We start from the raw sequence: 13209 nt of genomic DNA on the forward strand, positions 1-13209 counted from the left end.
TCAGTACCGGCTAGTTGGACTTCGCCGTGATCCAGACGGTCAGTGCGACGACTGCGCCGAGACCGAAGATCCAGAGGAACAGGCCCTCGGCCACCGGGCCGAGCGAGCCGAGCTCGAAGCCGCCCGGGGACGGGTGCTCCTGGATGTACATGAGGTACGTGATGATGTCGGCCTTGCCCTGCGGGTCGATGTTCAGGTCGTTGAACACCGGCATGTTCTGCGGGCCCGTGACCATGGCCTCGTAGATGTGCTTGGCGCTCACACCCGTCAGCGGCGGGGCGTACTTGCCCTCGGTGAGCGCGCCACCGGCGCCGGCCACGTTGTGGCACATCGCGCAGTTGATGCGGAAGAGCTCCGCGCCGTTGGCGGCGTCGCCCTTGCCGTCGAGGTACTTCTGCTCGGGGATCGAGGGGCCGGGGGCCAGCGACGCCACGTAGTCGGCCAGGGCCGACACCTGCTCGTCGGTGAACTGGACCGGCTTCTCCTGCGCCTGCGGGCCCTGCATCTGCATGGGCATGCGGCCGGTGCCGACCTGGAAGTCGACGGCGGCGGAGCCGACGCCGATCAGGCTGGGCGCCTCGTCGGTGCCCTGTGCCGACATGCCGTGGCAGGTGGCGCAGTTGGCCTGGAAGAGCTTCTGGCCCTCGTCGACCGTGGCCTGGGAGGCGACCGCGGGGGTCGTCTCGGCCGAGGCGGTCGTGGTGGTGAAAGCAGCGTAGGCGCCGCCGGTGAGGCCCAGCCCGATCGCGAGGAGCGCGACGGTGGCCAAGGGGTGACGGCGACCTGTCTTACGGACGGGCTTCGCCTTGCTGCGGTTCTGTGCAGTTCCGGAGTGTCGGGGACGCATGGGGTGAGGTCAGCTCCTGATTTCTACTAACGGATGATGTAGATGACCGCGAACAGTCCGATCCACACGACGTCGACGAAGTGCCAGTAGTACGAGACGACGATGGCGCTCGTCGCCTCCTTGTGGCCGAAGTGCTTGACCGCGAACGCGCGGCCGATGACGAGGAGGAAGGCGATGAGGCCGCCGGTCACGTGGAGTCCGTGGAAGCCGGTGGTGAGGTAGAACGCCGAGCCGTAGGCGTTCGAGTGGATGGAGATTCCCTCGGTGACGAGCGTGGCGTACTCGAGGATCTGACCCGAGACGAAGATCGCGCCGAGCACGTAGGAGAGCAGGAACCACTCGACGAGGCCCCACTTCCAGAACTGGAACAGGCTCCCCGTGCGGTGCGCCTGCAGCCGCTCTGCTGCGAACACCCCGAACTGGCACGTGACGGAGCTGAGCACGAGGATGGTCGTGTTCGTCGCCGCGTACGGGATGTTCAGGTGCGCCGTCTCGGCTGCCCAGAGGTCCGGCGAGGTCGACTTGAGGGTGAAGTAGATCGCGAACAGTCCCGCGAAGAACATCACCTCCGAGCCGAGCCAGACGATGGTGCCGACGGCCACGACGTTGGGCCGGTTGATCGCCGGCGCACTCGGTGCAGGGGAAATTGAGGTGCTCGTCACGTACCCATTATGGCTGAAAAGAAGCCGTGGTTTTCTCACCTGGAGGGTCTGAATTCGCCCCCAGAGTGGTTAGGCCACCCTTAGTCGGGGTCCGAAAGGGGTGGCTCCCCGCGGTCCGCCGCCTCGCAATAGGATCGTTTCATGACGGAATCACAGTCCTGGTCGTCCGTGCTCACCTCCCTGCTCGCCGGGGAGGACCTCAGCGTGGCGGACGCCGCGTGGGCGATGGACCAGGTGATGACCGGGCAGTCGACGGACGCCCAGCTCGCCGGATTCCTCATCGCCCTGCGGGTCAAGGGCGAGACCGTCGACGAGATCGTGGGCTTCCGCGACGCGATCCTCGACCACGCCGTCCCGCTGCCCGTCGACCCCATGGCGCTGGACATCGTGGGCACCGGCGGCGACCGGTTCGGCACCGTGAACGTCTCCACGACGGCCTCCATCGTCGCTGCGGCCGCCGGCGTGCCGGTGATCAAGCACGGCAACAAGGCGGCCAGCTCCTCGTCCGGTTCGTCCGACGTCCTCGCGGCCCTCGGCATCGATCTCGCGCTGCCGGCCGAGCGTGTCGCAGAGGTCTTGAACAAGACGGGCATCACGTTCGCCTTCGCCAGCGCCTTCCACCCCGGCTTCGCCAACGCCGGTCCCGTGCGGTCGCAGCTCGGCGTGCCGACCGTCTTCAACTACCTCGGCCCGCTGTGCAACCCGGCGCGTCCCGAGGCGTCGGCGGTGGGCGTGGCGACGCTCGACCGCATCCCGCTCATCGTCGGCGTGTTCCAGACCCGCGGCGCGACCGCGCTGGTCTTCCGCGGCGACGACGGACTGGACGAGCTGTCGACCACCGGTCACAGCCACGTCTGGGAGGTCTCGCGGGGCCTCGTCACCGAGCACGACATCGATCCGCGCGATCTGGGCATCCCCCGCGCGAAGATCGAGGACCTGCTCGGGAAGGACGCCGCGTACAACGCGGCGGTCGTGCGTGCCGTGCTGGCGGGCGAAGAGGGCCCCGTGCGCGACATCGTGTTGCTCAACGCGGCGGCCGGGCTCGTGTCCTACGAGCTCGCGTCCGACCCGTCGAGGGTCCAGGACTCCATCCTGGATCGGTTCCGTTCGCAAATGGCGGTCGCCGCTCAGGCCATCGACTCCGGGGCTGCGGCCGCGAAGCTCGACGAATGGGTGGCGGCGACGCACTGACAGCAGTGGAAGGAAGGGTTTCGATGAAGAAGCTCATCAACGACGTACCCGACGTCGTGGCGGAGTCCCTCGCGGGGTTCGGCCGAGCTCACGCCGACATCGTGACGGTGTCGGACGATCCTCGTTTCGTCTCGCGGGCCGACGGCCCCGTGCGGGGCAAGGTCGGCCTGATCAGCGGCGGCGGCAGCGGCCACGAGCCCCTCCACGCCGGTTTCGTCGGAAAGGGAATGCTCGACGCGGCCGTGCCCGGCGAGGTCTTCACCTCGCCGACCCCGATGCCCATCGTCGAGGCCACCAAGGCCGCGGACGGCGGAGCCGGGGTGCTGCACATCGTCAAGAACTACACCGGCGACGTCTTGAACTTCGAGACGGCGGCCGATCTGGCGGGCGCCGAGGGCATCCAGGTGCGCGCCGTGGTCACCAACGACGACGTCGCGGTGCTGGACTCCCTCTACACCGCCGGGCGGCGCGGCGTCGCCGGCACCGTGCTGGTCGAGAAGATCGCGGGTGCGGCGGCCGATCGCGGCGACGACCTCGACGGCGTCACCGCGATCGCCGAGCGCGTCAACGCGAACGTGCGGTCGATCGGACTGGCGCTGACCGACGGGACGGTGCCCCACGCCGGCGAGCCCGGCTTCGTACTCCCGGAGGACGAGATCGAGTTCGGCGTCGGCATCCACGGCGAGCCCGGCCGCGAGCGGATCAAGATCGAGCCGGCCGACCGCCTGGTGGACCGGATGATGGACGCGATCCTCACCGACCTGCCGTTCTCGTCGGGCGACCAGGTGCTCCTGTTCGTCAACGGGATGGGCGGCACGCCGCTGTCGGAGCTGTACATCCTGTTCCGCCGCGCGGCCGAGATCCTCGACGAGAAGGGGATCACCCTGTCCCGCTCCCTGGTCGGCAGCTACGTCACCTCGCTCGAGATGCAGGGTGCGTCGATCTCGGTGCTCAAGCTGGACGACGAGCTCACCTCCCTCTGGGACGCGCCCGTGCACACGGCCGCGCTCCGCTGGGGACTCTAGCCACACGACGACACGACACGAGGAGGAGGCGCAGATGGCGCTGGACACGAACTGGGTCTCGGCCTGGCTGACGGCCGGGGCCGCGGCCATCGGGGAGCACAAGCAGGAGCTGAACACCCTCGACCGGGAGATCGGCGACGGCGACCACGGTGAGAACATGGACCGCGGGCTCCGCGCGTCCGTCGACGCGCTGGGAAAGCTCCCTGATGACGCGACGCCGAACGCCGCGCTGCGCTCGGTCGCGATGACCCTGATCTCGACCGTGGGAGGTGCGTCGGGACCGCTCTACGGGACGGCGTTCCTCAAGGCGGCCGAGCCGGTCGGCGATCGGACGGAGATCGACGGGGCCACCCTGGTGGCACTGCTGACGGCGGCCCGCGACGGGATCGTGTCCCGGGGCAAGGCGGAGCCGGGCGACAAGACCATGGTCGACGCGTGGACCCCTGCGGTCGACGCGGCGGCCGCGGCCGAGGCGTCCGGGGCCTCGCCGGCGGAGATCCTCGCTGCCGCGGCAGACGCGGCCGAGCAGGGGGCGGCGGCCACCGAGCCGCTCGTCGCCCGCAAGGGTCGTGCCAGCTATCTCGGTGAGCGCTCCGCCGGGCACCGTGATCCCGGCTCCCAGTCGACGGCGCTGCTGTTGCGCGCCGCGGCGGAGGCGGCGGGATGACGGAGCGCGTCGGCATCGTCTTCGTCTCGCACAGCGTCCTCCTCGCCGACGGCGCCGTCGCCCTCGCCGGGCAGATGGCGCCGTCGGTGCGGCTGATCGCGGCCGGCGGGACCGACGACGACGGCATCGGGACGAGTTTCGCCAAGGTGATGGCGGGTGTGGGTGAAGCGGACTCCGGAGCGGGGGTCGTGGTCATCAGCGACCTCGGCTCGGCGCTGTTGACCGCGGAGACCGTCCTCGACATGCTCTCCGACGACGAGCGCACCCGCGTGCGCGTGGTCGACGTGCCGTACGTCGAGGGCGGGATCGCGGCCTCCGTCGCCGCGGAGACCGGGGCCGACCTGGCCGCGGTCGCCGAGGCGGCCGAGAGCGCCCGCACGGCGTGGCCGGTGGGGGAGAAGGGGGATGCGGCTCCGGCCGGCGTCCCTGCTGCCGCTCCGGCAGAGTCCTCCGGCGAGGGCGGTCCCTACGAACGCGAGGTGCTCGTGCGCAACCCGCAGGGGCTGCACGCACGGCCCGCGGCCGACTTCGTCAAGCTGGCCAACACCTTCCCGGTGAAGGTCACGGTCAACGGGAAGGACGCGAAGAGCCTGCTCGGGGTGATGTCGCTCGGCCTGACGGCCGGATCGACCGCCCGGATCTCCACCGAGGATCCGGCGGGCTCGGAGGCGGTCGACGCCCTGGTGGCGCTGGTCGAGACCGGGTTCGGCGAGGTCTGAGCGCAGCCGCACGACGCTAGAGCGGGAGCGACATCTCCCGCTCCAGCGTCGTGCGGTCGAGCGGATACGGCTGGGTGCGACCGGTGAAGACGAACCCGCGTCGCTCGTAGTAGCGGATGGCCGCCGGATTGTGCTCGTGCACGTCGAGGAGCAACCGTTCCCCGCGTCCCTGAGCCCAGTCGATCACCGCGTCGAGGAGCGCGTCTGTCACCCCGGCCTCCCGTCCGCGGTATCGCGGGGTGACGTAGACGCCCACGAGGTACGGGTCGCGGGTCCCCGGCGCCTGGTGGCCGCCCATGCTCCCCAGCCAGCGGCCGTCCGGAGCGACCGCTGCGAACAGCTGCGTGGACGTCGAGGTACCGGCGGTGCGCCGCCGCCAATGCTCCTCGGGGTGCCTGTGCGCGGTGTCAAGGGTCTCGAGGAACGCCAGCGGCGCGTCCTCCAGCATCTCGAGCCGGAGGGCGCGGTACGCCGGCCAGTCGTCCTCGACGCTCGGGCGGACCGTCCAGTCCGCCCGCTCGCCGCCGGACGCGCTCGCAGCGGTCACGGCTTGGTCAGCCCCGCTCGGCCAGGAGTGCTTCGGCCTCGGCGAGGAGGATCGCGGTGCAGAGTCCGTCGAGCGCGGTCCGCAGCTCGTCGATCGGCGGGAAGGTCGGGGCGATGCGGATGTTGGCGTCGCGCGGGTCCTCGCCGTACGGGAACGTCGCCCCGGCGGGGGTGACGCCGATCCCGGCCTCCTTCGCCAGCTGCACGGCGCGCGCGGCGGTGCCGTCGAGCACGTCGAGGCTGACGAAGTAGCCGCCCTTCGGAGCGCTCCAGGTGCCGCCGCCCCACGGCGCGAGCCGAGAGCGGAACGTCTCCTCGACGACGTCGAATTTCGGGGCGATGATCGCGCGGTGCTTCTCCATGTGCGCGGCGAGGCCGTCGGCGTCGCCCAGGAACGTCGCGTGGCGCAGCTGGTTGATCTTGTCGGGGCCGATGCTCTGCGCGCCGAGGTTGCGCTGCAGCCAGGCGATGTTCGCCTCGGACCCGCCGACGAAGGCGACGCCCGCGCCGGGGAAGGTGACCTTCGAGGTGGAGGCGAAGACCAGCGGACGATCGGGGTTGCCCGCCTCGGCCGCGAGGGCGAGCACGTCGATCGGCTCCGGCCGCTCGTCCGTCAGGTGGTGCACCGCGTAGGCGTTGTCCCAGATCAAGCGGAAGTCGGGGGCAGCCGGCAGCGACACCAGGGCGCGTACGACCTCTTCGCTGTACACGGCGCCGGTGGGGTTGGAGTACACCGGGACGCACCACATGCCCTTGATGCTGTCGTCGGTGGCGAGGAGGGACGCGACGGTCTCGAGGTCGGGGCCGTCGTCGTTCATCGGCACGGGGATGAGGCGGATGCCGAAGCGCTCGCAGATCGTGAAGTGGCGGTCGTACCCCGGGACCGGGGCGAGGAAGCTGATGGACTGTCCCGCCCAGGGGAGCTCGCCGCCGGGCACGCCGTACAGCAGGGCCTGCACGATGACGTCGTGCATGATCGTCAGGCTGGCGTTGCCGAGCGCGAGCAGCTGGGGCACGGGGACGCGGAGGGCGTCGGAGAAGATCGCGCGGAGCTCGTGGAGCCCGTTCGGACCGCCGTAGTTGCGGAGGTCGGTGCCCGCGGCATCCCGGTACTCGCCGTCGGGGAGGTGCAGCAGGTCGTTCGAGAGATCCAGCTGCTCGGCCGAGGGCTTGCCGCGCGTGAGATCGAGGGCGAGGCCGGAGGCCTTCAGCTCGTCGTACGCACGCGAGAACTCGGCGTGCGCGGCGCGCAGCGCCTCGGTGTCCAGGTCGGTGAGAGGAGTCGCAGGAGTCACGTTCCGATCGTAGCGGCGCGGGCGGGGCGACGCGGCGACAGCGTGTGCGAACATCCTGAGTGTGACCGACGAAGTGCAGAAGGGACGCGCCCTGTCGCGCCCGAGGATGTTCGTGGCCCTCGGCGTGGGCGTGGTGACCGGCCTCGTCGTCGGCCTGCTCGACGCGTGGCATTACGCCGTGATCGCGGGCTGGGCGGGCGCGTGCATCGTCTATATCGTGTGGGTCTGGGCGAAGGTCTGGCGGCTCGACGGCGAGCAGACGCGCAGCCACGCGACCCTGGAGGACCCGGGACGGCGCGTCAGCGACTGGATCCTGCTCGCGGCCTCGGTCGCCTCCGTCGTGGCGGTCGTCTACATCGTCGTGGACGCCCGGCAGCTGAAGGGGGCACCGCAGCTGCTCGTGGCGCTTCTCGCCGTGCTGAGCGTCGGGCTCTCCTGGGCCCTCGTCCACACCGTCTACACGCTGCGCTACGCCCGCATGTACTACCGCAAGGACGGCGGGATCGACTTCAACCAGAAGGAGCCGCCCCGGTACAGCGACTTCGCCTACTTGGCGTTCACGCTCGGCATGACGTTCCAGGTCTCCGACACGAACATCAGCAGCTCGTACATCCGGATGGCGATCCTCCGGCACACGCTGCTGTCCTATCTGTTCGGCTCGGTCATCCTCGCGACGACGGTGAACCTGGTCGCCGGCCTCACCTGAGGTAGGTCGTGAACCGGTAACGCAGGCCGGAGGCCGACTCGAGCCAGTCGCCCGGCTCCGCCGTCCACCCCTCGCCCAGCTCGGGCGCGCGGGTGTCGCCGGGCACGTCGAGGTCGACCTCGGTGACCTCGACCCGGTCAGCGAGGGGGAGCGCCGCGGTGTAGAGCTGCGCGCCGCCCATCACCCAGACCGTCTCGGCGCCCCTCGCGAGGGCGAGGGCCTCCTCGATGCCGTGGGCGGTCTCCGCGCCGGGCGCCGACCAATCCGGCTGCCGGGTCACCACGATGTTCGTGCGCCCGGGGAGCGGGCGGAACCGCTCCGGCAGCGAGTCCCACGTGCGCCGCCCCATGACGACCGGCGATCCCGCAGTGAGTTCGCGGAAGTGGCGCATGTCCTCGGAGAGGTGCCACGGGATGCCGCCGTCGGCGCCGATCACCCGGTCGTGGGCCTCCGCCCAGATGAGTGCGAGTGCCATGCCGGGGTCAGACGGCCACGGCGGCGCGGATGGCCGGGTGGTGCTGGTAGCCCTCGACGACGAAGTCCTCGAAGCGGTAGTCGAAGATGCTCTCGGGGGTGCGATCGAAGCGCAGGGCGGGCGCGGGATACGGGTCGCGCGAGAGCTGCTCCTCCACCTGCTCGACGTGGTTGTCGTAGATGTGGCAGTCGCCGCCGGTCCAGACGAACTCGCCCGGCTCGAGGCCGACCTGCTGGGCGACCATCAGGGTCAGCAGCGCGTAGCTCGCGATGTTGAAGGGGACGCCGAGGAACATGTCTGCGCTGCGCTGGTAGAGCTGGCAGGAGAGCCTGCCGTCGGCGACGTAGAACTGGAAGAAGGCGTGGCACGGCGCGAGAGCCATGCTCGGGATGTCGGCGACGTTCCAGGCCGAGACGATGATGCGGCGGGAGTCCGGGTCGCTGCGGAGCGTGTCGACCACCTGCTGGATCTGGTCGATGTGCGAGCCGTCCGGCGCCGGCCAGGAGCGCCACTGCACGCCGTAGACCGGTCCGAGCTCGCCGCGCTCGTCGGCCCACTCGTCCCAGATCGTCACGCCGTTCTCGCGCAGCCAGCCGACGTTGCTCTCGCCGCGGAGGAACCAGAGCAGTTCGTACGCGATCGACTTGAAATGCACGCGCTTCGTCGTGATGAGGGGGAAGCCGTCAGCGAGGTCGAAGCGCAGCTGCCGGCCGAACACGCTGCGCGTGCCCGTCCCGGTGCGGTCCGACTTGCGGCTGCCGTTCGCGAGGACGTCGCGCAGCAGGTCTTCGTACGGGGTCGGGATCGTCTCGCTCATCGAGTCGATGGTACTTCCGTTCGGTCACCCCTGACTCCCGCGGGGCGCGAGTCGTAGTCTTTCGACATGGAGACCGGCCCCGGCGGCGAGCGACACAGCGACGACGAGCTCGCCACCGCCCTCGAGGAGGAGGTGGCGCGCATCACGATGGCCATCCCCGTGGTCTCGGTGACTCCGGAGCCGGCGCCGGAGCCAGAGTCGGAGCCGTCGCCCGAGCCGGAATCGCAGCCGGAGGAGGAGGAGTGGGTCGGGCCTCCGACCCAGGCGATCAGCTTCGAGGACCTGCCGGTGCGACGGCAGGTGGAGGGGCCGCAGCCAACGTTCAGCGCCTGGGTGGGAGCGGCCGCACCGCAGCCTCCCGAGCCGCAGCCGCCTGCGACCCAGCCGCCCGTGACGCAGCCGCCCGCCCCCGAACCTCTCCCCGTCGCCCCTGCCCCCACCCGCGCGGAGCCGCTGTCGTACGTCGTGCCCGAGCTCGCACCGCGGGACTCGCAGCCCGTGCCGCTCATCACGGAGGAGCCGCCGACCGCGCCCCGTGCGTCCCCGGCCGAGCCCGAGCCTCCCCTCGTCCCCGTGATCGCGATGGCCCCGGTGCTTCCCCCGCTCCCGGGGACCGGTCCCGTCGTCACGCACGACCTCGGTCCGATCAGCGCTCCGCGCGACCACATCGACACGGACCTCTACGATGACGCGGATGATGTGCACGGGACGGCTCCCACCCCGCGGTCGTCGCCGCGCGTCGCCGTCGACGAGACCGTGCTGCTCGGCACCGAGCCGGTCGCCGCCCCGCTGTTCGAACCGGAGGAGGCGGACCTCGAGCCGACCCCGATCGATCGGCGGGTCGGCCGGGCGGCGCGGATGTTCTGGCTCTGGTTCGCGGGCACGTCATCTCTCATCTCGCTCGGGGTCGGCGCGACGCTGTTCACGCTCGGCCTCAGCCTGCGGCAGCTGCTCGTGGCGACGCTGGTGGGTGTGGCGCTGTCGTTCCTCCCGCTCGGGCTCGGCACTCTCGCGGGCAAGTGGAGCGGCCAGCCGACGATGGTGGTCTCCCGTGCGACGTTCGGGGTGCGCGGCAACGTGATCCCCACGGTGCTCGCCCTCGTCACGAAGCTGTTCTGGGGTGCGGTGCTGCTCTGGCTCGCCGGGTCGGCCGCGGGGTCGCTCGCCGTGTCCGGTGGCTGGGCGCAGGGGCGCGCCACCCCCACCGCGGTCGCCCTGATCGTGGCGATCCTGGTCGCCGGTGTCATCGCCTTCTACGGCTACTCGCTCGTCGCCCGGGTGCAGCTCGTGCTGACGGTCGCGTCCGCTCTGCTCATCGCCGTCCTGCTCGCGGCGACCTGGCGGCACGTCGACCTGGCCCGCGCGCTCGCCGTCCCGGACGCCCTCTGGACGCACGTGGTGACCGGAGCAGTGCTCGTTTTCAGCTACCTCGGGCTCGCCTGGGCGATGAGCAGCGCGGAGGTCGCCCGCTACCAGCGGCCGGGCTCGTCCGGCGGAGCGGCGATGCTCTGGGCGACCTTCGGCGCGGCCGTCCCGCCGTTCGTCCTGGTGTCGTACGGCGGACTCCTCGCCGCGTCGCACCCCGGACTCGCCGAGCAGCTCGCGAGCGATCCCGTGGCCGGCTTCGTCCGTCTCGGACTGCCGGGCTGGTATCCGGTGCCGCTGCTCCTCGCGGTCGGGCTCAGCCTCATCTCGGCCCTCGTGCTCACCATGTACTCCGCCGGGTTCACGCTCGACGCGCTCGGGGTCCGGCTCGGCCGGCGCTGGAGCACCGTCGCCGCCGGCGGTCCGATCGCGCTCGCCGGGATCGTGCTGGCGCTGACCGTGACGGATCTCGACAGCGTGGTGCGAGGAGTGCCGACCGCGCTCTCGGTCCCGGTCGCGGCGTGGACCGGTCTCTTCGGCGCGGAGACCATGCTGCGGGTGCGCCGCTTCCATCAGCCGTCGCTGCTGGTCTCCGGCGGCGTCTACCCGGACTGGCGCTGGCTGAACCTCGGGATGCTGGTCGCCGCGTCGGTCATCGGGCTCGGTCTCGTGAGCTCCGACCTGCCGTGGCTGGCCTGGGAGGGGTACCTGTTCCGGCTCCTCGGGATCGACCCGCAGGCGGGCATCGGCGCCAGCAACATCGGCGTGATCGTCGCGCTGGCGCTCGGGCTGCTCACGCCGCTCGTCGCGGGCTCCCGCGCGGTGCGACGCCAGGAGCAGGGCGCGGCCTGATCCCGTAGGCTCTATCCCGTGCAGCACACCCTCCGTTCCGTCCGCGAGACCGTCGAGAGGCTCTGGCCGCTCTCCGGCGCCGAGGGCTGGGACGCGCCCGGCCTGCTGTCCGGCGATCCGGCCGCTCCGGTCGAGCGCATCCTGCTGGCCGTCGACGTCGTCGCGGCCACGGTCGACGAGGCCGTCGGCACCGGCGCCGACCTGCTGCTCGCGCACCATCCCCTCCTTCTGCGCGGGGTCACGAGCGTCGCCGAGGACCGCTACAAGGGCGCACTGCTCGCCCGCCTGATCCGGGGAGGCTGCGCCCTCATCGCGGCCCACACCAACGCCGACGTGGTCGAGGACGGCACCAGCGCCGTCCTCGCAGCCCGCCTCGGCCTCACCGGCACGACACCGATCTCGCCCGCCGCGGACGGCGTCACCGGCATCGGCCGGGTGGGGACGCTTCCCGAACCGACCACGCTCGGCGCCCTCGCGCGTGCCCTCGCCGACCTCCTCCCGCCGACCGCCGGGGGAGTGCGCGCCGCCGGCGACTACCACCAGCCCGTCTCCCGCGTCGCGCTCTGCGGGGGAGCGGGGGATTCGCTGCTCGGGTCGGACCCCGTCCGCTCGGCCGACGTCTACATCACCGCAGACCTGCGCCACCACCCGGCCTCCGAGGCGCGGGAGCAGGCGATCCTCGGCGGCGGTCCCGCCCTGCTCGACGTCTCGCACTGGGCCAGCGAGTGGCTCTGGCTCGACACCGCCGCCGGCCAGCTGCGCGCCGCCCTTCCCGGAGTGGAGGTCGCGGTGAGCGAGCTGCGCACCGATCCCTGGGACTTCGCCATCCTCCAGTAGCCCTGGAGAAACCGTCACCCACGAAGATGGAGCACCACACGTGAAAGCCAGCCCCGCCGACCAGAACGAACTGCTGCGTCTGCAGTCCGCCGACACCCGCCTCGCGCAGCTCGACCACGCCGTCACCACGCTGCCGCAGGTGAAGGAGCTGGCCGCACTGCAGCCCGAGATCGAGTCCCTCCGCGCGCGCTGGATCGCCGCCACCGGAGAGCTGGAGGATGCCCGCACCGAGCTGAAGCGCGTCGAGTCCGACGTCGCGGTGGTCGAGGCGCGCACCAAGCGCGACACCGACCGGGTGCAGCAGACCGCATCGGTGAAGGATGTCCAGGCGCTCGAAGCCGAGCTCGCCTCGCTGGCCAAGCGCCAGGGCGACCTCGAGGAGATCGAGCTGACGGTCATGGAGCGCGTCGACGAGCTCGAGAAAGCGCTCGCCGCTGTCGACGCCGAGCGCGCCGAGCTCACCGCCCGCGCCGAGGCGCTCGAGGCGGCCCGGGACGCCGAGGTCGAGAAGCTCGCGGTGCAGCGCTCGGCCCTCGCGGCCGACCGTCACACGATCGCCTCGGCCCTCCCCGAAGACCTCGTCGCCCTCTACGAGCGCCAGCGCGCCCGCTACGGCCTCGGCGCCGCGCTCCTGGTGCGAGGCGTCTCGATGGGGTCCAACGTGAAGCTGACCGGCTCCGACCTCGCCGAGATCCGCCGGGCCGCACCCGACGACGTCGTGCTGTGCCCCGACAGCAGCGCCATCCTGGTCCGCAACGAGGAGTCCGGGCTCTGAGCCGACTCTGATCCGCCGCACAGACGCCCTGCGCTATCGTTGACCGCGGAATGGGTCGGCAAGACGGTCGCGTCGGTCCGCGAGAGCCGACCGCCGAGGAACGTCCGGGCTCCACAGAGCAGGGTGGTGGGTAACACCCACCCGGGGTAACCCGCGAGACAGTGCAACAGAAAGCAGACCGCCACCGGCTTCGGCCGGTGGTCAGGGTGAAACGGTGGTGTAAGAGACCACCAGCGGCCGGGGTGACCCGGTCGGCTCGGTAAACCTCGCCCGGAGCAAGGTCAGACAGGGGACGATGAGGCTGCTCGCCGAGTCCCCGGGTAGACCGCTGGAGGGCGGCGGCAACGTCGCCCCGAGAGAGATGGCCGTCCGCGACACTCCGGTGTCGTGACAGAACCCGGCGTACTAGTCGGCCCATTCCCTGCACACG

Annotated in this window: 14 protein-coding genes and 1 other RNA gene; 9 read left to right on the plus strand and 6 right to left on the minus strand. The window is 71.2% G+C overall.

Annotated features, from left to right (window positions below; translation table 11 throughout):
- Nucleotides 1-10: 10 nt before the first annotated feature.
- Together qcrC and ctaE are read right to left on the minus strand one after the other, a co-directional pair.
- Nucleotides 11-847 (minus strand): cytochrome bc1 complex diheme cytochrome c subunit, encoded by an 837-nt coding sequence (gene qcrC, locus HNR14_RS16875; RefSeq protein WP_179701941.1) that lies wholly within the window; start codon nucleotides 845-847, stop codon nucleotides 11-13.
- A 26-nt stretch (nucleotides 848-873) separates the two neighbouring features.
- Nucleotides 874-1509, minus strand: a complete 636-nt coding sequence (gene ctaE / locus HNR14_RS16880) for an aa3-type cytochrome oxidase subunit III (protein ID WP_039920954.1) — start codon at nucleotides 1507-1509, stop codon at nucleotides 874-876.
- Between the two features lie 141 nt (nucleotides 1510-1650).
- Between ctaE and trpD the strand changes: the two genes are divergently transcribed.
- The 4 genes from trpD to dhaM are packed head-to-tail and all read left to right on the plus strand — an operon-like array spanning nucleotide 1651 to nucleotide 5111.
- On the plus strand, nucleotides 1651-2700 hold the full coding sequence (gene trpD / locus HNR14_RS16885) for an anthranilate phosphoribosyltransferase (protein WP_021757628.1): 1050 nt from the start codon (nucleotides 1651-1653) through the stop codon (nucleotides 2698-2700).
- A gap of 23 nt (nucleotides 2701-2723) precedes the next feature.
- Nucleotides 2724-3725 (plus strand): dihydroxyacetone kinase subunit DhaK, encoded by a 1002-nt coding sequence (gene dhaK, locus HNR14_RS16890; protein ID WP_179701942.1) that lies wholly within the window; start codon nucleotides 2724-2726, stop codon nucleotides 3723-3725.
- A gap of 34 nt (nucleotides 3726-3759) precedes the next feature.
- The gene (gene dhaL / locus HNR14_RS16895) at nucleotides 3760-4392 is read left to right on the plus strand and encodes a dihydroxyacetone kinase subunit DhaL (RefSeq protein WP_179701943.1); all 633 of its coding nucleotides are present in this window, start codon (nucleotides 3760-3762) and stop codon (nucleotides 4390-4392) included.
- On the plus strand, nucleotides 4389-5111 hold the full coding sequence (dhaM, locus tag HNR14_RS16900) for a dihydroxyacetone kinase phosphoryl donor subunit DhaM (protein WP_179701944.1): 723 nt from the start codon (nucleotides 4389-4391) through the stop codon (nucleotides 5109-5111). The genes dhaL and dhaM overlap by 4 nt, the downstream gene beginning before the upstream one ends.
- 16 nt (nucleotides 5112-5127) lie before the next feature.
- On the opposite strand, the gene HNR14_RS16905 is transcribed toward dhaM, so the two are convergent.
- Nucleotides 5128-5658 (minus strand): GNAT family N-acetyltransferase, encoded by a 531-nt coding sequence (locus HNR14_RS16905; RefSeq protein ID WP_343064521.1) that lies wholly within the window; start codon nucleotides 5656-5658, stop codon nucleotides 5128-5130.
- 7 nt (nucleotides 5659-5665) lie between these two features.
- Nucleotides 5666-6952, minus strand: a complete 1287-nt coding sequence (locus tag HNR14_RS16910; RefSeq protein WP_343064522.1) for an aspartate aminotransferase type Ic — start codon at nucleotides 6950-6952, stop codon at nucleotides 5666-5668.
- A gap of 61 nt (nucleotides 6953-7013) precedes the next feature.
- On the opposite strand from HNR14_RS16910, the gene HNR14_RS16915 reads away from it, so the two are divergent.
- Complete coding sequence (locus tag HNR14_RS16915) at nucleotides 7014-7658, plus strand: DUF1345 domain-containing protein (RefSeq protein WP_039922333.1); 645 nt, start codon at nucleotides 7014-7016, stop codon at nucleotides 7656-7658.
- On the opposite strand, the gene HNR14_RS16920 is transcribed toward HNR14_RS16915, so the two are convergent.
- Together HNR14_RS16920 and HNR14_RS16925 are read right to left on the minus strand one after the other, a co-directional pair.
- Nucleotides 7651-8133: a dihydrofolate reductase gene (locus HNR14_RS16920; protein WP_179701946.1), complete on the minus strand. Its 483-nt coding sequence runs from the start codon at nucleotides 8131-8133 to the stop codon at nucleotides 7651-7653. The two genes, HNR14_RS16915 and HNR14_RS16920, sit on opposite strands and share 8 nt — an antisense overlap.
- 7 nt (nucleotides 8134-8140) lie before the next feature.
- The gene (locus HNR14_RS16925; protein WP_179701947.1) at nucleotides 8141-8950 is read right to left on the minus strand and encodes a thymidylate synthase; all 810 of its coding nucleotides are present in this window, start codon (nucleotides 8948-8950) and stop codon (nucleotides 8141-8143) included.
- Between the two features lie 66 nt (nucleotides 8951-9016).
- Here HNR14_RS16925 and HNR14_RS16930 point away from each other — a divergent pair, with 66 nt between their 5' ends.
- From HNR14_RS16930 to rnpB, 4 genes are all read left to right on the plus strand, one after another.
- A complete protein-coding gene (locus HNR14_RS16930; RefSeq protein ID WP_179701948.1) occupies nucleotides 9017-11167 on the plus strand; it encodes a cytosine permease in 2151 nt (716 codons plus the stop codon).
- Between the two features lie 18 nt (nucleotides 11168-11185).
- Entirely contained in the window at nucleotides 11186-12004 is an 819-nt protein-coding gene (locus HNR14_RS16935) for a Nif3-like dinuclear metal center hexameric protein (RefSeq protein WP_179701949.1), read from the plus strand.
- A 40-nt stretch (nucleotides 12005-12044) separates the two neighbouring features.
- Nucleotides 12045-12779, plus strand: coding sequence for a CT398-like coiled coil hairpin domain-containing protein (locus HNR14_RS16940; protein ID WP_179701950.1), 735 nt, complete (start codon nucleotides 12045-12047; stop codon nucleotides 12777-12779).
- A 51-nt stretch (nucleotides 12780-12830) separates the two neighbouring features.
- An RNA gene (rnpB, locus tag HNR14_RS16945) (RNase P RNA component class A) lies at nucleotides 12831-13200 on the plus strand.
- The last annotated feature ends 9 nt before the right edge of the window (nucleotides 13201-13209 follow it).

This window comes from Leifsonia naganoensis, assembly GCF_013410615.1.
In the GTDB taxonomy this organism is placed as follows: domain Bacteria; phylum Actinomycetota; class Actinomycetes; order Actinomycetales; family Microbacteriaceae; genus Leifsonia; species Leifsonia aquatica.

Excerpts from the sequence above, each read along its gene's own strand:
- qcrC (WP_179701941.1), bottom strand. The coding sequence starts at position 847 with ATGCGTCCCCGACACTCCGGAACTGCACAGAACCGCAGCAAGGCGAAG.
- trpD (WP_021757628.1), top strand. The coding sequence starts at position 1,651 with ATGACGGAATCACAGTCCTGGTCGTCCGTGCTCACCTCCCTGCTCGCC.
- dhaK (WP_179701942.1), top strand. The coding sequence starts at position 2,724 with ATGAAGAAGCTCATCAACGACGTACCCGACGTCGTGGCGGAGTCCCTC.
- dhaL (WP_179701943.1), top strand. The coding sequence starts at position 3,760 with ATGGCGCTGGACACGAACTGGGTCTCGGCCTGGCTGACGGCCGGGGCC.
- dhaM (WP_179701944.1), top strand. The coding sequence starts at position 4,389 with ATGACGGAGCGCGTCGGCATCGTCTTCGTCTCGCACAGCGTCCTCCTC.
- HNR14_RS16920 (WP_179701946.1), bottom strand. The coding sequence starts at position 8,133 with ATGGCACTCGCACTCATCTGGGCGGAGGCCCACGACCGGGTGATCGGC.
- HNR14_RS16925 (WP_179701947.1), bottom strand. The coding sequence starts at position 8,950 with ATGAGCGAGACGATCCCGACCCCGTACGAAGACCTGCTGCGCGACGTC.
- HNR14_RS16930 (WP_179701948.1), top strand. The coding sequence starts at position 9,017 with ATGGAGACCGGCCCCGGCGGCGAGCGACACAGCGACGACGAGCTCGCC.